This window comes from Lutimaribacter pacificus (genome assembly GCF_900142185.1).
Classification (GTDB): domain Bacteria; phylum Pseudomonadota; class Alphaproteobacteria; order Rhodobacterales; family Rhodobacteraceae; genus Lutimaribacter; species Lutimaribacter pacificus.
The window spans coordinates 187,603-206,954 of the sequence record NZ_FQZZ01000007.1 but is presented as its reverse complement, the minus strand read 5'-3'; the positions used below and the strand labels follow the sequence as shown (position 1 = coordinate 206,954).

Below are 19,352 nucleotides of genomic sequence, written 5' to 3'. Positions count from 1 at the left end.
CGAGCGGCTGGCGAAGAAATGGGCCCCGCGGCCTCGCAAACCCAAAACTACGATCTGAGTGACGCCAGCGACCGCGGCCTACGCCGGATGGTTACTATCGTTCTGTGCGTAGAAATCTTCTCTGCGAGTAATGGTCGGGAGTTGAGTGGTGGACAGCTGAATTTCGAACGCCACCGGTCCGCCATAGCAATTGGACGCATAGACGTCCGGGAATGCGTACTGCCCCTCGTGACCCTTTGTATAGCGCTCAGGAGCGATGCCAGCCGCTGCTACATAAGGGTCCAATTCCAGTATCTCGCAGATCATGGCCTTTAGCTGCTTGTGACGCGCACCTTCCTGCTGTCCTTGAAACTTGTTCGCATCTATGGAGCGAAAGCTGGATGCATTGGCCGAGGCCCACCGGCAGTCCTTTGTCTCGGTTCCAAAGTGAAAGCAGTGCCGGCGCCCGTTGCTCGACTCTCGTCCGTAGACTGAATGACCGCAATCGCCACAAAGAAGGGCAGGCTGTCCTGTTCGACGGGAGCGCGTCGCTTTTGCACGTAGCTCGGACCATTCTGTGTCAGAGAGAGCATTCAGGTAAGTCTCTGTGTGAACCGGATGCGTTGATGGCGGAACAATGATTGCTTCGATCGTGAGTGCGCTCGCCTTCACTTTGGGCCACCCAGTTCTAACTCTGGCAAGTCCCGCAGGCTCTGCAGATCGAACGTCACCAGAAACGTCTCCGTCGTCACGAACGTATGCGGTGCGCCCGGCCGCGGCGACCGCGGCCCGCTGGCGATCAGGTCATTGTAGCGCAGCCGGGCCAGAAGATCGCGGCTGACCTCCTTGCCGAAGATGTCCGCCAGACCGGCCCGGTCGATCGGCTGGTGATAGGCGATTGCACAAAGCACCCCCATCTCCATCTCGGTGAAGGCCAAGGTCTGCTCGCCATGATCGGCGGCGGCCTTGATCGCGTCCGCGAACTGCGTCTTGGTCCGGAACATCCATCCACCCGCTACCTGGGCCAGCTCATACGGGCGGCCGGTCAGTTCGGCTTGGATGTCCTCGATCAGCATCTCGACCGACGCCCCCTGCCCCACCACGCGGGCCAGGTCGTCGCGACCGACCGGCGAGGCACTGGCGAACAATACCGCCTCGATCCGCCCCATCCATTCGCGCCAGCGCAGCTCCTGCGGAAGTTCTTCAAGTTCCCGGTCGAACCCGGCGCTGCCCTCCCCTTGCGCCTTGCGGTTCCGTGTCGCGACCGTCATGGCGCGATCCCATACAGCCGGAACGTCGACCGCCCGGTCAGCTCGCGCGCGACTCCCAACTCGACCAGCCGGTCGCAGAACCGCCGGGCAGCGCGGTCCGTCATCGGGATCGAGGTACCGCGAATCCGCGGTGACAACATCGACGACGGCGCCACGGAGTCCTCGGTCAGGAACAGCTCGACCGCTGCCTCCGATCCTTTCGCCCGCAGCTTCGGCGCCACGGCGCCAAGCGCGCCTGCTCGACGAGTAAGCTCTCGCGCCATTCGGACGATCTCTTCGATGCTCTCCAGAATCCGGACCTGCACTGCCAGCTCGGCCCCCTGCCCGTCTGCGGCCAGATCGCGCAGAACCGCCTTTGTCAAACGCTGCGCAGTCACGGGCAGCACGGTCTTCCAGTTCAGAGCCCGTGCCAGGACGGCATCAGAAAGCAGGCAGGCGACCCGCTCCGCTCGGTCGTCGGCGTCGAGCACGTCGCGTAGGACCGCCACGCCGCCATCCAACGGCCCATGCATCCGGGCGCGCTCCAATCCCCCATCAAGCCGGACGCCCGCGTACTCCGCGCCAGCCAGATCAGCGATCTTGCCAGTTTCGTCCGCCCGCAGGCGCACGGCATCTCTCCAAAACGCCAGCAGATCACCATCTGGCCCCCGCGCTTCGCCTGGCGGCGTCAGATGATAGGCGTCGCGGATATCCGCCTCCCGCGCGAGGCGGCCTTCCAGTTTCGAGGTCGCTGTCGCCGCGCTCAGCGCCAGCCGGTTGGCGAACAGTTTCACGGGCACGCCATGCCTGGGATCGTTGATCAGCTGGTCGAGCACCATCAGCGCCGCGCCCGACCGAAAGGCCACAGTTTCAAGGGTTTCCACACGCCCGGAGGTGACCCAGCCCGGCAGCTGCGGTAGTGTACTCAGGTCGTCCGATATGGCTGTCGGCTGGTATGTCATACCACAAGACTATCCCATGGCGGCGCTTTTGTCCACAATGTGATGTGAAAACCGCCCCACATTGCCGTTCGGCTTTATGTCCAATAAGTTTGCATTATCGGATGTGAAAAGATATGCTGGGAAGCAGTTCAATTTCATTGCCGGATTCAGTGAAAATATGCCCTCAGAGACCGAGAAATCGACGCCAACGCCCTCTGGTGAGCCTGATGACGATCGCGTCGACGCTAGCGATCAAGAGGAAAACGATGACATCGCCCTGCCCTCCCATGTCGCGGGTTCCGGCACGCTCGATCGACTGGTGGACACCGCCCGAGATTACGCCCGCGCCGCGGCTTCAGAGAACACGCTGAGGGCCTATGCGAAAGACTGGGCGCATTTCGCGCGATGGTGCCGAATGAAGGGCGCGGAGCCATTGCCCCCCTCTCCTGAGATGATCGGGCTTTACCTCGCCGATCTGGCCTCCGGGTCAGGCTCCTCCCCTTCGCAGTCGGCGTCCCGACCCCTGTCGGTCAGCACGATCGACCGCCGCCTGTCCGGTCTCACCTGGAACTACGCGCAGCGCGGGTTCATTCTCGATCGCAGGAACCGGCACATCGCGACAGTTCTGGCGGGCATCAAGCGCAAGCACGCGCGGCCGCCAGTCCAGAAGGAAGCGATCCTGGCCGAGGACATCCTCGCGATGGTGGCCACCCTGCCCTATGACCTGCGCGGGCTACGCGATCGGGCAATCCTTCTGCTTGGATACGCCGGAGGCCTCCGCCGATCCGAAATTGTCAGCCTGGACGTGCACAAAGACGATACACCGGATTCCGGCGGCTGGATCGAAATCCTGGAGAAAGGCGCCCTCCTGACCCTCAACGCCAAAACCGGTTGGCGCGAAGTCGAGATCGGCCGCGGCTCCAAGGATCAGACCTGCCCTGTTCGTGCCCTTGAGCAATGGCTGCACTTCGCGAAGATCGACTTCGGCCCGGTCTTCGTCGGAACCTCGCGTGATGGCACACGGGCATCCGAAACGCGGCTCAACAACAAACATGTGGCTCGACTGATCAAGCGCACGGTCCTCGACGCCGGCATCCGATCAGAGCTGCCCGAAAAGGATCGCCTCGCCCTCTTCTCTGGCCACTCTCTGCGCGCCGGTCTCGCCAGTTCGGCCGAGGTCGACGAGCGCTATGTCCAGAAGCAGCTCGGACACGCCTCGGCCGAGATGACCCGCCGCTATCAGCGCCGCCGCGACCGGTTCCGGGTGAACCTGACCAAGGCAGCCGGTCTCTGATCGCGCGGTCATTCGGTCGTTTATTAGTGTTATCTAAAATTGCAAATGGCCCGTTTTCATGCCCCTGATAGGCTATGCGCGCGTATCCACAGAGGATCAGACCCCCCTGCCCCAGTCCGAGGCGCTGCAATCGGCGGGATGCGCCGAGATCTTTGAAGAGCACGCCTCAGGCGGCAATCGTGCGCGTCCGGTGCTTGCACGTGTGCTGGAGCGGATCGGCAAGGGCGACACGCTGGTCGTCGTCCGGATCGACCGCCTCGCGCGGTCTTTGTCGCACCTGCTGGAGGTGATCGAGCGGCTGGAGGCCAAAGGTGCCTACTTCCGGTCCCTGCAGGACCCGATCGACACTGCATCGCCGCAAGGCAAGTTCACACTACAGGTCCTCGGTGCCGCGGCCGAGTTCGAACGCGCGCTAATCCGCGAGCGTACCAAGGCGGGTCTTGCCTCTGCGCGCGCCAAAGGGCGCGTTGGTGGCAAGCCGACATCGATCTGCATGGAGATGTAGGGGTTACCGATCGGGCGCCGCTTCAAGAGACGTCTCGAACCGCTTGTCCGCCGTCGCCGCTTCTTTCAAGAGCGCGTCGAAATCGTCAGGTGGATTTCCATCTTCCAGCATCCCTTTGAACGTCGCATAGGCATCCGTCTTGCTGCCGTAGGCGCGCAGGGTCTTATCGTCGTTCACCCAGGCCACCACGATGACCTTCGCATCGCTGTTGAACCGGTAGAACAACCGATACTGCTGGAAGAATTTCGCCCGGAACCAGTGCTTGCGGTGATCCCCGAGCGTGCTGCCTTGCCGGTAGGCTGCGGCACTCGGATCTGCCGGTATGGCCTCGGTGACCAGCTTGAAGATGGCGGCCAGCCGTTTCGTCGGGTTTTTCTTGCGCCAGGTCTTTGGATCGCGTGCCTTACGCGCCTCGACTTCCTCGATCAGCCCTTCGAGCTGGTCCAGAAAGAGCGGATGCGCATAAATCGACCATCCGTTTACGACAAGGGGCGCTTGGGCGGGCACGCTATCGCCGCTTATTCATCCTCGAGCGATAGGGGCGCATCGAGATCGACGTCAACGTCTCCGACCAGTGCTGCAAGACGATCATGCAAAGCCCCATCGAACGCCCGAATGCGGTCCGGATGCGCCTTGATATCGGCCTCGACAAAATCGAGAAACGCGCCGAGCGCGGGATCATCCTCTTCGGCGCGCACGGGCTCGATATAGACCCTGCCACTCGGCTCGGTGCAGTAGCGAATCTGGTCGCCCTTGCCCAGCTTGAGCTGCTTGCGCACACCCGCCGGCACGGTCGTCTGATACCGGTCCGTGAGTTTCGAGACGTCTTGTGCGAGCGCTGTCATGGCAGTCTCCTGAAAGAAAAGGGGCTTTGCTGACCGCAATAGGTAATGCACTTGCATTGTCTTGTCAAGACAAGCCGCAGGATCTGCTGTCGCCCGCAGGTCGATGAACCGTCCGGCGCAGCACCTATTCTCGCCCCGCGAGATACTCCGCCAGCACCGGGCTGGCAGCACCTTTCGCGGAGCTGAGCAGCTCCGAACCCGCAAGCGTGGCCTTCGAGAGGCGTACGAGCCCACCGGTTTCCTCGATCCGGTAGCAGCGGCGTTTTTGCCGCCCCCGCTTGTAGTGGGTCGCGGTGACGATCTGGCAGGTGCTGCCGTCGGTGAGCGTCACCGGTTTTGCGAGCTTGATCTTGTCGCCTTCGGCGTAGTCAGGGATCGCGGCCCAATCCCGGCAGCGCTGGCGCCAGTCCCGGGCGTAGCTGTCCGGGTCTTTCAGATCGGAGAGAAGTTCGATCAGCGCAAGGGGCGCGCGCGACGCGTTCGGGCCCGCGCTTTCCTCCATATCCTTGTAGCCCCAGCAGCCGTCATCGTATCGGGTGAGGAAGACAGCCCCGAAAGTGATCGAGCCATTCGCATCGGTCACATAGGTCGCATCCTCGACAGGGGTGCCGTCAAGACTTGTGACCTTTGCCGCCGCATACCAGGTGGAGCCAACCTTGCAAGCCTTGACCAGTTCGGTTCTGCGCCTGTCGCTCTCGAAGTTGCAGAGCCGGGTGGTCGTGCCATCAATGCCGTTCGAGCGCAGATGCACGCCATTGCCGACGATGAGGATCAGGGCGGGCCGGTCAACGGGTCCGTTCCAGTTGGGCAGGAAGGTCTTGCAGGCACGCGCGTGGGCGATCTGCGCCGCGACAGCGGAGGTGGAGAACTTGAGAATAGCCATGGGGATGTCTTTCGGTTGAGTGTGGGAAGGTCCAACCGAGTTGAAGGAACGTTCCGCCTTCTCCGAAGATGACATGGGCATTCGGCAGCGTCGCCGCCTGCCTGAGATAGGCGAGATCGCGGAGAACGGCCTTCCGCTCGAGCTGCCGTGCCAGCCCTGTCTGACCGGCTCGGCGCAGCTCTATATGCCGCCACCAAGAGGCAGCGGTCGCGCGTAACACGCGCAAGACACCTGATTGCATGGGAATGCCCTTCATCCGTAACGGCAGACCGGAACCCGGCCCGAACTCGTCAGAGGCACCCCAAAGGCCCTCATCCGTCGGTCACAAAAACCCGAAGTCCACTTTCCCTTTTCACTAGCCAACTGGTCCGGGGTAACTGCCGAGGGTCCGACACCACCGCGGACCCCCGTGACTGGATGCAGTAAGTGGCGGTTCCGATCCAAGATCGGCAACTCCGGTCCGACTGCTGCAGCCTTTCTCATATTATCAATAACTTATCTGACGTTCTCGATCGGCAAAAGCGCTCTAACGGCGACTTCTCAAGCCCAAAAATCAGGATTTGCTTCGTTCAGAGCAATGCAGCGTTACGGATTAGCACGGGAAACGAAGGCGCAGTATCTCCTATCAACTTGAAATTCAGCAATATTGTCGCTATATACCGTCAGTATCACTGTAGGAGCATAGATCATGCATATCACGAACTTTGCTGAAGCTGGGCAATTCGAACCGCGCAAGATCGCCGCTGTGCTACGCACATCAGCAGAAGAGATCGCATTGACCGTCGGCTTGGGCAAAGACGCGTTGCAGAGGCGAGCCCGCATTGGTTCGGACAAGACGCAGCGCCGCCTGCGCGAATTGGTAGAGGTGCTGAACAAAGTCGAACCCCGCTTCGGCTCGGAACTGATGGCCTATGCATGGTACCGGTCAGAGCCCCTGCCCGGCTTTGATGGCCGGACAGCCATGCAGCTGGTGCAGGAAGGCAAAGCTCAGCAAGTTCTGGAATACATCGATGCGGTCGATGCGGGCGTCTTTGCCTGATGCCGCTGAAAGATGGACGCTACTCAGGGCCGCTCTACCGCGCCCTGAACGCCGTCTATGCGCGTGAACCTTTGTCCGGACGGGGCGCCGAACTCTATGGAGGGCGCTTTAATGCCAAGGGCACCCCTGCCCTCTACACCTCGCTGGATCCCGCGACCGCTCTTAGAGAAGCCAACCAGGTAGGCAGCCTGCAACCCACGATCCTGGTGTCGTACAATGCCGACCTGGGGCCAATTTTCGATACCCGCGATCAGGACAGGCTCGAACGGTATGGTGTGACAGCGTCAATACTTGCCGACCCTGCATGGCGCATGAAGATGCTCGACGGTCAACCTGTGCCGACACAGGATTTAGCAAGCGCCCTTATAGCGGATGGGTTTGCGGGGTTCCTGATCAAGAGTTTTGCGAAGGGTGCGTCGTCATCGGACTTCGACATCGTCCTGTGGGCTTGGGATGGCAAGGGCGGTTCACTTGACGTCGTGGATGACGAAGAACGGCTGTCACGAATGTGAGGTGTGAGACTTGGTGCCGGATCTGTCCACCGCGGTGGACATCGACCGGACGGAGGAACATGGAATGACCGCGCAGTATCGCCCTATTGGAATTTGGCTCGGTGGCTTTGATGCATGTGGAGAGACCACGCGTAATTGGACTAGTTGCCAGTCAGACGTCCACCGCGGTGGACACTAGGCGGGTTGCATAGCAGTTTTGGATAGACGATTGATCAAAGCCACTGGATCAAACTGGTCTTGACGTTGGCCCAAGGTAATACTGTGAAAATACGCTCCAAAGTCCCTGATGCGTCTTCCAAGTTGTAGCATGATGAAGATGGCGCATGACGCTTTCTGAGCTCCTACTGCATTCTTGGCTTTTTCGAATGTATCTGGGTGAACCCCCATCATGGGTGCAAGTGTTCGAGCATGGTTTTCAATGTCCAACCAGTTTCTAAGTCTCTCTGTGGAGAACGACGTCGCTTGATCGCAAACTGAGGTTAGCAAGTCTGGTTTCAGAGCTTCATTGCCTATGTTGCTATCTAAATCTTTTTTTTCTTCTTCAGACTTAGATTGGTGCCGGACAGTTTGTCCGTCATTGGCGGGCAATTCCACAGTTTCTGGTGGGTCATCTGGTGTACTCAAATTCCGGCATTCTTTGTCCGTGTCAGCGAGCAGCGCGTGGTATTCGGGCAGGCTCAGCTTCCTGCGTAGAGCTCTCCGTGCGTGGGTGATGAATGTGTTGCAGGGATCATGCTTTTCCAAATTGGCGAGCTTTGTAAGGATCTGTTTGCGGATAAATATCCGATCCCGCCGGTTATTTTCCATCTCATGTGCGATGGCGATAAGCTCGCTTGCACGTTGGATGAGGGGGGTTAGAGACAGTCCATAGCTGATGCATTCCCCGCTGGACGAGCGAACGCGGTATCGCTTCCGGTTCGAGCTATCATTGCGTTTGATGAAACCGAGTTCGACGAAGCGGTTGATGTGTCTGCGGAGTGTCCGTTCGTCGATACCGCCGACGCGCTGGCAAATCGAGTCGTTGGACGCGAAAACCGTTTCGCCGTGGCCGGGCTTCAAGAAACTGAGCATGGCTTGAAGTGTTTGGATATGGCCAGGACGCAGACCGAATACGCTCCGTGCATCTCTCAGTGCCCTGAAGATGGTCCAAATGTCGGTTTCAGCCGCAGAAATTGAGCCGCTTGATGCAACAGCACCAGCGGTTTTGATCGATAGTTTTGTAAATGCCATGGTTTGTTCACGACGACCGTTCGGCCCACAGCTTCCCAGTCTTTTCCCGAGATTTTGCTCAGGAAAAGGCAAAAAAAACCGTCCACCGAATCGGTGACTCTTGACCGGTTTGTTGGAGGTTGCTACATCATGAGTGCTAATCGAATGATGAGGGCTCTCCAGGGGAAACTTTGGGGGGCTCTTTTCTTCTGGTCTTCGCTTTTCTCCTCTGCTCGCGTTACTCTGTGTGGCTTGGGTTAGGACCCAGAGCCGCTCTCATTCCGCCACTGTTCGAAGATCTGCAAAAGCGCTGCCTCTGCGCGCTCTTCGAGCCATTGGCCGAATTCTGGGTTGTCCTTCTTGGCGATCTTGATGGCGATCGTTTTCTGATCGACCGTCAGCGTTCCCACAGAGCTACCGTCCGCATCTTTGACGACGGACTTTAGGCTGCCGTTGGCTTGCTTCTTGTCGCTACGTGCCTTGTTCGAGCAAGCCGAGTAGACTGCCTGAAACTTTTCCGCGCTTGGAGTGTCGTCGGGCAGGGCGGCAATCACTTTTTTGGCCGTGTTCACCAGATCTATCTTTTTCGAGAAAGCAGCCAGATCACCCCATTGCCGTCGTCCGATGCCATGTGCCGGCCCTATCAACTGTACAAGCCCTTCTGGCAGTTGCTCTATGACGACGCGATGGTTGGACACGCCCTGCCGTGTCAAACCGAGAGCATCCTGGATGACGTTTGGCTTGTAGCCTGATTCCTGCATCTCTTTGATAAAAAGAGATTTCTCAATGAAAGACGGGTCTAGTCGGAGATTGTTCTCTTGGCCCTGTGCGATCAGAGATGCGTCGTCATCCAAAGTTCGGACGATCGCCTTGACCGTTCCACCGATCATGCGGATCGCTGCAAGCCTGCGTCGGCCGTAGATGATACGGTATCTGTCCGGTTGGGCCGATGGACGGACCATAATTGGCACTTGTTGCCCATGCTTGCGAATGCTTTCGGCCAACTCATCAATACTGGAATCCTCCAGCACTAACCGATCGCGCAGACCATCCATCTCAATCTGATCGGGCTCGATGTCCCGAATGGAATTCGCGGTGATCTCGCGCAAAGAGTCGCGCAATCCGCCAACAGATCCTGGCAATTTTGCCGCTTTTGGCGCGGTAGGGGAGGGGGCCGCGCTCTCCTTCTCGTCCTTTGGTGGCTGATTGAAGATGTTTCGGGCCATCAGCGGCGCCCCCATGCCATTTGGATTGTCTGTTCCAACTCATCTCCAACGCCGTTCACGCTGGTCAGAGCGCGATCAATCGTTTTTCTGATGAATTGGCTCGGATCAACTTCGTAGACGGTTTGCTGGGTCATACCAGCGTCTGAGATCGCCGTAGATTTCAGCATTGGTTCAGTCATGACCTGTCCGGCCAAGATCGATCTTAGGTAGCCCGCCATCTGCGTCTGAGGCCCGTCCGACGGTTCGTATCTCGTGATCAAGAACTTTACGAAGTCCCAGGTCACGCGCCGGCCAATGGCTTCTTCCACGGCCTTGACCGTTTCCGAAGCAAGTTTCAGAAACTGGCTCATGGAAGCGATGTCGAGCATGCCAGGTACCACGGTTACCAAAAGTCCCGTTGAGGCTGCCAACGCCGTAAGGGTCAAGAAACCAAGTTGAGGTGGGCAGTCGATCAGAACGATGTCGTAATTCGCCTCTACTTCCTCAAGCGCTAAGGCGAGACGCTCCGCAAATATGGGCTGCACCCGGCGGGCGAGGGCATTTGCCGTCTCAGTTTCGTATTCCGAGAGCATCAAGCCCGCTGGGACCATATCGAGCTTATGGAAGTAGGTTTTTTGGATGACGGCTGAGAGCGGAACTTGCTCCTCATATCTCAGGGCATCATAGATTGTGCCGCCTTCGGCGAACTCGAGCTCAGGCCGAAAGCCGAAAAAGGTGGTCAAACTTGCCTGCGGATCGAGATCCAAGACCAACACTCGGTAGCCTCGCAAGGCATACCGTTGTGCAAGATGTATCGTTGCTGTCGTTTTTGACGATCCGCCTTTGAAATTGACGACCGATATTACCTGGAGACGATCGCCCTCTCGTCGACCAGGGCGGTAACTTTCTACGTTCTTTCCAGTGCGCCCTAGAATATCACGCAACTCATCAATCTCTTGGGCTGTGTAGAACCGGTGTCCGCGGTTGTCTGTATGCACTTCCGGGAAGCTGCCGTCCTTGTGCCGGTTGCGCAGGTTAGATGTGCTTACGCGCAGGAGGCTGGCGACCTCGGTTGAACTGAAACGGCGCAGGGACTTTCGTTCTTCGGGCTCGAAAGCGATCTTCATCTGGCGATCCAAAGATTCAGCCAGATTGTCGGCAAATGCTCCGATGTCGGAAGAGCCTATGCCTTGCGCGTATCCAACGTTACGATCATCCATGTCCTGCCGCCCACTCTCGGCCTCTGTTGAGGCTCTTGGTCATTCTGACGGTGTACAGCGCGTCTGACGCGTTTTGCCGTCAGAACGGGAATGCCACGATCAAGTGAGTCCGGCAAGAAGAATCTAGATGTAGTGTGAAAGTTATCCACAGCACCAATACGTAAGTCACATAAAGATACCCGCAAGTTTTTGATTTTATGGTAATAAATCCACAAGACCGTGCTTCAGGCCACTCATGAGCATTTTTTGGACGGTATTGGCTAAACCCATGCAACCAATGGCACAATTGACCTTCTGACGGTGTCTGGAGCGATAGATTCAGCTGTTTGGGTCTCTGCTAGTTACGGTTGGGGGTGAGCCGATTCTGATGAAATTAGGCCAAGCCGCTCCGCCCGTTCCAACAGCATCCTGACGGAGGACGGTTGCCAGCTGGTGCGGCCTCGAGGGGTGCGCTCACGCATGGATTCCAACCGGTCGCAGATCGCTTGTAGCGTGATATCTGGGTCCGACCCTTTGATGGCCGCCACGATGGCCGGCAGGCGGTCATCGGTTTCGCGGCGTCCGGCGCGCCGAAGCACCTCGGCAGGCAGGAAACCGTCTCTGACATAGGCCTTCACAGCGCGGAGCAGGCGGCTTTGGGTCCAATGGCGATCTGGGGGCAGGGGGGCCATTGATAATCCGCAGCACGTCTTCCCAAGCAATATCGGGGCGCAAGCGGCGCACGTGGGGCACCCAATCCTGCGCGGTCTCGTCCAAGCGCTCCATATAGCCGTCCTGTCGCGCCAGCCGCACCTTGCGCAGCGCAGCGGGGTCTTTGGCGCGCGCAGAGACAAGCCCGGCCTTCGTGCGCTCACGGATTAGGGCGCGTTCGAACTCGGCCGCGGCGTCCAGAACCTGCAGCCTAAACTTGCCTTGCGGCGATGCAGTGTCGATGGGGTCCTGCAGGGAGCGGAAGAAGGCGCCCTTGGCCTCCAGACGCTCAATCACCTCGAGAAGGTGCGACAAAGACCGCGCGAGGCGGTCGATCCGGACGACGACCAGCGTGTCGCCCTTGCCGATCCGCTCCAGCACACGTGCAAGCACCGGACGCGCACGATTGCCGCCTGAGGCGTGCTCTTCAAAGATCTCGGCGCATCCCGCCGATTGCAGCGCCTCGGACTGGGGCAGGGGGGTCTGATCCTCTGTGGATACGCGCGCATAGCCTATCAGGGGCATGAAAACGGGCCATTTGCAATTTTAGATAACACTAATAAACGACGGATTGGCCGAGCAGGGCAGGGGGAGACGGTTGCTTGATGGCAAAGCTTGCCATATCCTCGCCGCGAAGGAGACAGCCATGGGCACCATGAACATCTCGCTGCCGGATCCGATGAAGTCCTGGGTCGAGGATCAGGCGAAGTCGGGACGCTACGCCAACTCGAGCGATTATGTCCGTGACCTGATCCGGCGCGACAGGATGCGGCACGATGCAATCGCTGAAATCCAGGCAGCGGTTGATGCCGGAATCGCCAGCGGCCCGGCAAAGTCGTTTGACTGCAACGCGTTCAAGGCCCGGATGCACGCGAAGCATGCCGGAAAATAGCAGATGGACCATCCGTCCTGCAGCGGAAGCCGATCTTGCGGACATTTGGATCCAGGGCGCGGCGGAATGGGACATGAGTCAAGCCGAGCGCTACGCAGATGGCCTGTTCGCGCTCTTTGACTTGCTTGCAGCTTATCCAGAGCTATGCTGAAATCTGGGTGATGCGGCTTGATCACGCGGCGCGGTTTTCGGTGTCGTTCTCGGCGACACCGTCGGTGAATGTGACGCCTTCGATGACCAAAGGCAACTGGTTCGCGCCCTTCAGGCGGCGCCATGTTTTGGCGGCGGTCTGAACGAGCTTGAACACCATCAGCTTCGCTGTCGTTTGCGACAGCGCCCCCTTGGTTCGGACGGTCCTGTGCCGGACGGTGGCGAAGACGCTTTCGATTGGGTTGCCCGTGCGCAGGTGATCCCAATGGTCGGCCGGGAAGTCATAGAACGCCAGCAGCGCGTCGCGGTCTTTTGTCAGGCAGTTTACCGCCTTCTCGTATTTGATCCCATATTTCTCGGCGAAGATGTCCATGGCGGCCTTGGCCTTAGCGCGGGTCTCGGCCTGCCATATCTCGCGCAGGTCGGCCTTCACCGTCGGCTGCATCGATTTCGGGAACTTGTTCAGCACGTTGGCGATCTTGTGGACCCAACAGCGCTGATGACGCGTGCCGGGGAAGACCTCGTCGAGCGCCTTCCAGAACCCCATGGCCCCGTCTCCCACGGCGATCTCCGGCGGGACGGCAAGGCCGCGGGCCTTGATGTCGACCGGCAACTCGCGCCAACTCTGCGCGCTTTCCCGAACGCCGATCTGGAAGCCGACCAGTTCCTTCTTCCCTTCGGGCGTGGCGCCCAGAATGACCAGCATGCACTCGGCCTGCGGCTCCATCCGGGCCTGGAGGTAGACGCCGTCCGCCCAGATGTAGACATACCGCCGCGCCGAAAGATCACGGCGCTGCCAGCGGTCATGTTCCTGCTGCCATTCCCCGGTCAGGCGCGAGATTACGCCCGGCGACAGGTTTGGCGCCTCCGCCCCCAAGATCGCAGAGAGCGCCTCCCGGAAGTCGCCGGTGGAAATGCCGCGCAGGTAGAGGACTGGCAGCAGGGCATCGAGGCTGCGCGACCGCCGCGCCCATTTCGGCAGGATGGCGGAGCTGAACCGCACCTTCTCGTCAGCAGGTCCGGCCGCGCGGTCTCGCACCTTCGGGCGGCGCACATCAAGCGCGCCGATCCCGGTCTGGATGCTTCGCTCCGGCCCATACCCATGCCGGACGATACGCTGCCGGCCATCCGGCAGGACCTCTTCGGCATGCTGAGCGACGAAGGCGTCAGCCTCTGCCCGAAGTGCAGCGGCCAGCATCCGGCGCGCCCCATCCCGGGCAATCTCGGTCAGCGGATCGTCAACAGATTCCGGCTGACGCAGGGCGATGATGTCGGTATTCTTCGTCATAGGCGTATCGTTCCTTCTGGAAGTTCTGGCAGGCTTCGACACCCGCCACGATACGCCGCCTTCTCAAACACCGTCACCCATTTCCCAGCATAGCTCGTTGCGAAGTGGCGGGGGGACAGATATGTCGTGCACGGACAAAAAGTCTGGATTTCTACCGCGCAGGTGGCAGACAAGATGTTGCTTCTGGCCAGAACAACGCGGCTTGAGGATGTGAGCAGCCCGACCGAAGGGCTGAGCCTGTTCTATACAGATCTCGACCGAAATTTCGTTGACGTGCGAGAGATCGAAAAGATGGGTCGAAAGGCTGTCGATTCTAACGAAGTCTTCATCGATGGGTTGCCGATTCCGGCTGAGGACCTGATCGGGGAGGAGGGCAAAGGCTTTAGACAAATTTTGCACGGGTTGAATCCCGAACGCATCCTGGTGGCCGGTGAATGCATCGGTATTGCGCGCAACGCACTGGCGCGAGCGGCGCATTATGCAAACGAACGTGTGATTTTTGACCGCCCGATCGGCCAAAATCAGGGTGTTCAGCATCCACTCGCCAAAGCCTGGGCGCGGGTGGAATCTGCCAATCTCATGGTGATGCACGCTGCAGCCCTCTACGATGCGGGAGAACCCTGCGGCGTCGAGGCGAACGCTGCCAAGCTTTTGGCCGCCGACGCCGCGGTTGAGGCGACCGAAGCCGCGCAAATTACATTTGGCGGATTCGGATACGCCAAGGAATATCACGTGGAGCGACTGGTACGGGAAGCTCTGCTGTTCCGCATCGTACCGGTGACACCGCAGATGCTTTTGTCGTTCATAGCAGAAAAAGCCCTTGGACTTCCAATGTCTTACTGATCTGAGATAACGGGCGGGGCTGGTGGGAAAAGGTGTCTTGACCAATTTTCTAACGCGCGTTAGATTAGTGACAACTGCCCCTTAAGGGGAATGGGAGGAGGCGTCATGCATAAGACGCAGTTCGGGTCTTCGAAGGAGGACCTGTCGAAACGTGCAACCGTTTACGCGAGCGATTTATTCAGCGGCAAAACCGTTGTGGTGACCGGCGCTGGAGGCGGATTGGGGCTGGCAATTGCGACCCTGTTCGCGAGGCTCGGGGCCAATCTGGCGATCAATGGACGCAACGAAGAGAAACTGGCTTTGGCGAGGGAGTTCCTCGAAAGTTTCGGGGGTAAAGTCTTCGCTGTGCCAATGACCATCCGGGAGCCTGAGCAGGTCGAGGATTTTGTCGCCAAGACGAACCAGGAGTTCGGGGCGATTGACGTATTGGTGAACAATGCTGGGGGTCAGTTTCCGCAAGCAGCGTTGGAGTTTAGTCCAAAGGGCTGGAATGCGGTCATAGACACCAACCTGAACGGCACGTGGTGGATGATGCAATCCACGGCGCGCCACTGGGTCGCCAACAAGCAATCGGGCTCCATCGTCAACATCGTGGCCGATATCTGGCGCGGCATGCCCGGCATCGCGCATACCTGTGCGGCCCGGGCAGGGGTAGTTTACCTGTCCAAGTCGGTTGCGGTGGAGTGGGCTCCGCACGGTATCCGAGTGAACTGCGTGGCGCCGGGTTGCTGCGAAAGCAACGGTTTCGGGAACTACCCTCCGGAGGGTTCTGCGACCTTTCAGGACTCCAATCCGATGCGGCACGCCGGGGACGAATGGGATGTCGCTGAAGGGGTTGTCTATATGGCGGCGAATTCAGGGAAATTCGTAACCGGTGAAGTTCTGAACATCGACGGTGGGCAGCAATTGTGGGGGGATCCATGGCCAACGGGGCGGCCGGACTACTTCCGGATTACCTGATGATGGCCGTGAACCTTAGGGGGACAACGGGATCTAGATGACGACAAAGACTAAAACAGCAATCGGAGCCGATGATGGGGCGATACTGGAGTGCAGCGGGGTCGAACGACGGTTCGGCGGCATCGTCGCTGTCACCGGTGTGGACCTTGTTATCCGGCAAGGGGAAATCTTTGGACTTGTCGGTCCGAATGGCAGCGGCAAGACAACACTGACGAACGCAATTACCGGATTTTATCCGCCAAACGAGGGCAAAGTCCGGCTGGCAGGAAAAGACATCACGGGCACAGCGCCTCACAAGGTTGCCAAGCTTGGGGTTGCCAGGACGTTCCAAAATCTTGCCCTGTTCAACGGGATGAGCGTTCTGGACAACATCCTGCTCGGGCGGCACATCCACATGAGCCCAGGCGTTTTGCGTACGGCGCTATATTGGTGGGCAGCACAGCGTGAAGAAATCGAGAACCGTAAAATCGTCGAGGAGGTGATCGAGTTTCTGCAACTCGAGAGCATCCGGCATGAGTTGGTCGATGGTCTTCCGATCGGGTTGAAAAAACGGGTCGAGCTGGCGCGGGCATTGGTGGCCGAGCCACAAATGCTGATTCTCGATGAACCGATGGCCGGCATGAACCAGGAAGAGAAAGGGTATATGTCCCGTTTCATTCTGGATGCCCGTGCCGAACGCGGCGTCAGCGTTCTGCTGATCGAACACCATATGGATGTCATCACCGGCATTTGTGATCGGATGCTGGCACTGAATTACGGTGAAATGATCGCCAGTGGCATCCCCAAGGAGGTTGTGAAGGACCCGCGGGTCATCGAGGCATATATCGGAGGGTCGCATGACTGATTTTACGAAGAACCGGTCTTCAGGCGGCGAAACGATTGGTGCACTTCTGGCGAAGAACGCGTCGCTCCACGGAAAGGATATCGCCCGTCGCGAAAAAGAGCGTGGGATATGGAAAGAAACCACCTGGGCGGAATACGCCCAAGAGGTGGTGGCCTGTGCGGCTGGGCTTGAAAAAATCGGCGTGAAGCCTGGCAAAGCAGTGCTTGTTCTGGGCGATAACCGTGCGCGGCTCTATGGCGGCATGCTGGCTGTTTCGTTGCTTGGTGCCTATGCAATGCCTGCCTATCCCGGCGCGACGCTCGAAGAACTCCGGCACTTTCTTGGCGAAGTGGAGATCGTCGCGGCTATTGCGGAAGATCAGGAACAGGTTGACAAGATCCTGGAACTGAAGGACGCCGGCGCCGAGGGCATCGACCACATCATTTATGATGAAGCGCGCGGTCTTGGCTTCTACGAGGTTGAAGGGCTGATGTCCTGGGATCACCTGATCGAAGTTGGTCAGCACGATCTGAACGAAACCCCGGGCCTGCGTGAGGAACTGCTTAGTCGTGCGAAGCCGGAAGATCCGGCCATTTTTCTGCACTCCTCCGGAACGACGGGCGCGCCGAAGGGCATCGTACTGAGTCAGAAGAACGTTCTTGCTGCTGCTCGGAATGGACATGCGGCGGGTGCCTTCGACGAAAATGAGGAGATCCTCGCGTACTTGCCGATGGCCTGGGTGGGAGACTACGCCATAACCGTTGCCGCGGCACTCCTTTGGCGTTTCACCGTGAATGTGCCTGAGCGCCAGGAAACGGTCGTGCGCGACATGCGCGAGATCGCTCCGACCTTCTATCTGGCGGCGCCGAGAAGCTGGGACCAAATGCTGACGACAATCCAGGTGGGTATCGAGAATTCGACCCCTTTCAAGAAATGGCTGTATCATTTCTTCATGGATCGGGCCATCGCCGCTGAGACACGCAAGCTGAACGGAAAAAGCGGTGGTATATTGGAGCCTTTGGGCCGACTTTTGGGTGAGGCAATTGTTTTCGGTCCGATCAAGGACCAGTTCGGAATGAGCCGCCTCAAGAACGCGTTCACCGGCGGCGAAGCGATCGGCGAAGACACCTTTGTTTTCTACCGAGCCTTGGGAATCAAATTGCGCCAACTCTACGGCCAAACCGAAAACAGCGCGATCAATGCAATTCAGTCTCCGGGTGAAGTGCGCCTTCATACGGTTGGCAAACCCGCGCCCGGCGTCGAGGTGACCATCGCCGAGGACGGGGAGATCTTGGTACGCTCGGACAGCGTATTCGAAGGGTACTTCAACAAACCCGAAGCGACCGCCGAAGCCCTTGAGGGCGGGTGGCTGCATACAGGTGATGCCGGGTATTTGGAGGAAGATGGACACCTGGTTGTTCTGGGGCGCGTCTCCGAGGTCATGCATACGGCCGGAGGCGAGCGGTTTGTGCCAAACTACATCGAGAACCGGTTGAAATTCAGCCCTTATATTAAGGATGCTGCCGTAATCGGCGCCGGGCTTGACGAATTGACGGCTATGGTCTGCGTGGATTTCGAAGCCGTTGGCCACTGGGCAGAGGTGAACGGCGTGCCCTATGTGTCTTATGCCGATCTTTCTCAGCGTGAAGAGGTCGCGACGTTGCTTCGCGAGGCCTTCCAACGGGTCAACAAGGCCGTCACCGAACCATTGCGCCTGCAACGCTTTGTCAGTCTGCCGAAAGAATTCGACCCGGACGATGGCGAAATCACGCGAACCCGAAAACTGCGGCGGAAGGTCGTTCAGGAACGCTATGCCGACGTGATCGCAGCGCTCTACGACGGTTCAAAAGAGGTCCATGTAAGCGCGCAGGTGACTTACGAGACCGGGGAAGTAGGGAAGGTCGAAAGAAGCCTTCCCATCAGGGAGGTATAAATGGACTGGGTCTTTCTATCAGAGCTTGCGATCAACGGAGCCTTGACGGGTCTGCTGTACTCGCTATTCGCCATCGGCCTTGTGCTGATTTACAAGGCATCTTCGGTGCCCAATCTGGCGCAGGGCGGGTTGACCATGGTCGGGGCCTATGTGGTCCTGGCGCTGGCACGCGACGTGGGTTTACCCTTGTGGCTGGCCATCCCTCTGGCTGCGGTTGTCATGTTCGGCCTTGGGTTCGGCATTGAGCGTGTTGCTCTGCGCCGTCTCGCAGGTCGGCCGGTTGTCATGATCTTGATGCTGACACTCGGCCTCGACATTTTCCTGCGGGGTACAACGCTTGCGATCTGGGGCGGGACGTCGCGTTCGATGGAATTGGGCGTCAGCTATGATCCGCTGTTCCTGGGCGACATATTCATCAGCCGCATCCATCTGGTTGGTGCCGGTGTTGCGCTCGTCTTGTTTGTCGCCTTCATGCTGTTTTTCCGAACCCGGACCGGGATCAAGTTGCGGGCGATCGCGGATGATTACATGGCTTCGTGGTCGGTCGGCATCTCGGTTGAACGCGGAGTTGGCTTTTCTTGGGCGCTGGCATCCGTTGTTGCCGTCGCCGCAGGCGTTATATGGGGCGAGATTCAGGGTGTCGATCAGGCGCTGTCGCTGTTGCTTCTCAAAGGTCTGACGGTTGCCGTTCTCGGTGGTCTCGACAGTATCCTTGGCGCCGTGATCGCGGGCATCATCCTGGGCGTCGTCGAAAACGTTGGCGCTGATTTCCTCGATCCGCTTGTCGGAGGCGGAAGCCGTGAGCTTATCGTCGCTGCCGTGCTCATTCTTACGGTCATGATCCGTCCGCACGGGCTGTTCGGTCGTCACGACATCGAAAGGGTGTAAGGA

The 19,352-nt window shown here is 58.9% G+C and carries 18 protein-coding genes and 4 pseudogenes; 10 read left to right on the top strand and 12 right to left on the bottom strand.

Translation table 11 applies throughout. The annotated features are described in order from the left end of the window. Nucleotides 1-78: 78 nt before the first annotated feature. The 3 genes from F3H87_RS22175 to F3H87_RS17200 are packed head-to-tail and all read right to left on the bottom strand — an operon-like array spanning nt 79 to nt 2,191. Nucleotides 79-651, bottom strand: coding sequence for a DUF6035 family protein (locus tag F3H87_RS22175; RefSeq protein WP_223228108.1), 573 nt, complete (start codon nt 649-651; stop codon nt 79-81). Further along, nucleotides 648-1,250 (bottom strand): SMC-Scp complex subunit ScpB, encoded by a 603-nt coding sequence (gene scpB / locus F3H87_RS17205; protein WP_027264265.1) that lies wholly within the window; start codon nt 1,248-1,250, stop codon nt 648-650. The genes F3H87_RS22175 and scpB overlap by 4 nt, the downstream gene beginning before the upstream one ends. After that, nucleotides 1,247-2,191, bottom strand: a complete 945-nt coding sequence (locus F3H87_RS17200) for a DUF1403 family protein (RefSeq protein WP_100931421.1) — start codon at nt 2,189-2,191, stop codon at nt 1,247-1,249. Before F3H87_RS17200 ends, scpB begins: the two co-directional genes overlap by 4 nt. A 157-nt stretch (nt 2,192-2,348) precedes the next feature. Here F3H87_RS17200 and F3H87_RS17195 point away from each other — a divergent pair, with 157 nt between their 5' ends. Continuing rightward, entirely contained in the window at nt 2,349-3,464 is a 1,116-nt protein-coding gene (locus F3H87_RS17195; RefSeq protein WP_027264267.1) for a tyrosine-type recombinase/integrase, read from the top strand. A 58-nt stretch (nt 3,465-3,522) separates the two neighbouring features. Then, nucleotides 3,523-3,945 (top strand): annotated as a pseudogene (locus F3H87_RS17190) (recombinase family protein); the annotation flags it as partial. A gap of 27 nt (nt 3,946-3,972) precedes the next feature. Here the strand turns inward: F3H87_RS17190 and F3H87_RS17185 are convergent. From F3H87_RS17185 to F3H87_RS22005, 4 genes and pseudogenes are all read right to left on the bottom strand, one after another. Beyond that, nucleotides 3,973-4,491: a type II toxin-antitoxin system YhaV family toxin gene (locus F3H87_RS17185; protein ID WP_027264268.1), complete on the bottom strand. Its 519-nt coding sequence runs from the start codon at nt 4,489-4,491 to the stop codon at nt 3,973-3,975. Then, on the bottom strand, nt 4,488-4,814 hold the full coding sequence (locus F3H87_RS17180) for a type II toxin-antitoxin system PrlF family antitoxin (RefSeq protein ID WP_027264269.1): 327 nt from the start codon (nt 4,812-4,814) through the stop codon (nt 4,488-4,490). The genes F3H87_RS17185 and F3H87_RS17180 overlap by 4 nt, the downstream gene beginning before the upstream one ends. Nucleotides 4,815-4,938: 124 nt before the next feature. Then, on the bottom strand, nt 4,939-5,697 hold the full coding sequence (locus tag F3H87_RS17175) for a DUF6927 domain-containing protein (RefSeq protein WP_100160910.1): 759 nt from the start codon (nt 5,695-5,697) through the stop codon (nt 4,939-4,941). Nucleotides 5,698-5,725: 28 nt separating this feature from the next. Then, a pseudogene (locus tag F3H87_RS22005) lies at nt 5,726-5,953 on the bottom strand (hypothetical protein); the annotation flags it as partial. Nucleotides 5,954-6,385: 432 nt separating this feature from the next. On the opposite strand from F3H87_RS22005, the gene F3H87_RS17165 reads away from it, so the two are divergent. Then, complete coding sequence (locus tag F3H87_RS17165) at nt 6,386-6,736, top strand: MbcA/ParS/Xre antitoxin family protein (RefSeq protein WP_027264271.1); 351 nt, start codon at nt 6,386-6,388, stop codon at nt 6,734-6,736. Continuing rightward, complete coding sequence (locus F3H87_RS17160) at nt 6,736-7,248, top strand: RES family NAD+ phosphorylase (protein WP_027264272.1); 513 nt, start codon at nt 6,736-6,738, stop codon at nt 7,246-7,248. Before F3H87_RS17165 ends, F3H87_RS17160 begins: the two co-directional genes overlap by 1 nt. A 174-nt stretch (nt 7,249-7,422) precedes the next feature. Here the strand turns inward: F3H87_RS17160 and repC are convergent, their stop codons facing one another. The 4 genes and pseudogenes from repC to F3H87_RS17140 all read right to left on the bottom strand — a co-directional run bounded on the left by repC (nt 7,423) and on the right by F3H87_RS17140 (nt 12,097). Next, the gene (gene repC, locus F3H87_RS17155; RefSeq protein ID WP_027264273.1) at nt 7,423-8,478 is read right to left on the bottom strand and encodes a plasmid replication protein RepC; all 1,056 of its coding nucleotides are present in this window, start codon (nt 8,476-8,478) and stop codon (nt 7,423-7,425) included. Nucleotides 8,479-8,714: 236 nt separating this feature from the next. After that, nucleotides 8,715-9,683, bottom strand: a complete 969-nt coding sequence (repB, locus tag F3H87_RS17150) for a plasmid partitioning protein RepB (protein WP_223228107.1) — start codon at nt 9,681-9,683, stop codon at nt 8,715-8,717. After that, nucleotides 9,683-10,882 carry a plasmid partitioning protein RepA gene (repA, locus tag F3H87_RS17145; RefSeq protein WP_027264275.1) on the bottom strand — a complete coding sequence of 400 codons (1,200 nt, stop codon included), beginning with the start codon at nt 10,880-10,882 and terminating at the stop codon, nt 9,683-9,685. Before repA ends, repB begins: the two co-directional genes overlap by 1 nt. Nucleotides 10,883-11,223: 341 nt before the next feature. Next, nucleotides 11,224-12,097 (bottom strand): annotated as a pseudogene (locus tag F3H87_RS17140) (recombinase family protein). 121 nt (nt 12,098-12,218) lie between these two features. Here F3H87_RS17140 and F3H87_RS17135 point away from each other — a divergent pair. Then, complete coding sequence (locus F3H87_RS17135; protein WP_027264276.1) at nt 12,219-12,464, top strand: type II toxin-antitoxin system ParD family antitoxin; 246 nt, start codon at nt 12,219-12,221, stop codon at nt 12,462-12,464. A gap of 172 nt (nt 12,465-12,636) precedes the next feature. On the opposite strand, the gene F3H87_RS17125 is transcribed toward F3H87_RS17135, so the two are convergent. Next, on the bottom strand, nt 12,637-13,902 hold the full coding sequence (locus F3H87_RS17125; RefSeq protein WP_027264277.1) for an IS256 family transposase: 1,266 nt from the start codon (nt 13,900-13,902) through the stop codon (nt 12,637-12,639). Between the two features lie 108 nt (nt 13,903-14,010). Here F3H87_RS17125 and F3H87_RS17120 point away from each other — a divergent pair. The 5 genes and pseudogenes from F3H87_RS17120 to F3H87_RS17100 form a co-directional block, all read left to right on the top strand. Then, nucleotides 14,011-14,745 (top strand): annotated as a pseudogene (locus tag F3H87_RS17120) (acyl-CoA dehydrogenase family protein); the annotation flags it as partial. Nucleotides 14,746-14,850: 105 nt separating this feature from the next. Continuing rightward, a complete protein-coding gene (locus tag F3H87_RS17115) occupies nt 14,851-15,705 on the top strand; it encodes an SDR family oxidoreductase (RefSeq protein ID WP_027264300.1) in 855 nt (284 codons plus the stop codon). A gap of 37 nt (nt 15,706-15,742) precedes the next feature. Further along, nucleotides 15,743-16,549 (top strand): ABC transporter ATP-binding protein, encoded by an 807-nt coding sequence (locus F3H87_RS17110; RefSeq protein WP_027264301.1) that lies wholly within the window; start codon nt 15,743-15,745, stop codon nt 16,547-16,549. Continuing rightward, complete coding sequence (locus tag F3H87_RS17105) at nt 16,542-18,461, top strand: AMP-dependent synthetase/ligase (RefSeq protein ID WP_027264302.1); 1,920 nt, start codon at nt 16,542-16,544, stop codon at nt 18,459-18,461. The genes F3H87_RS17110 and F3H87_RS17105 overlap by 8 nt, the downstream gene beginning before the upstream one ends. Further along, a complete protein-coding gene (locus F3H87_RS17100) occupies nt 18,462-19,349 on the top strand; it encodes a branched-chain amino acid ABC transporter permease (RefSeq protein ID WP_027264303.1) in 888 nt (295 codons plus the stop codon). It begins immediately after the preceding gene. Nucleotides 19,350-19,352 lie beyond the last annotated feature (3 nt).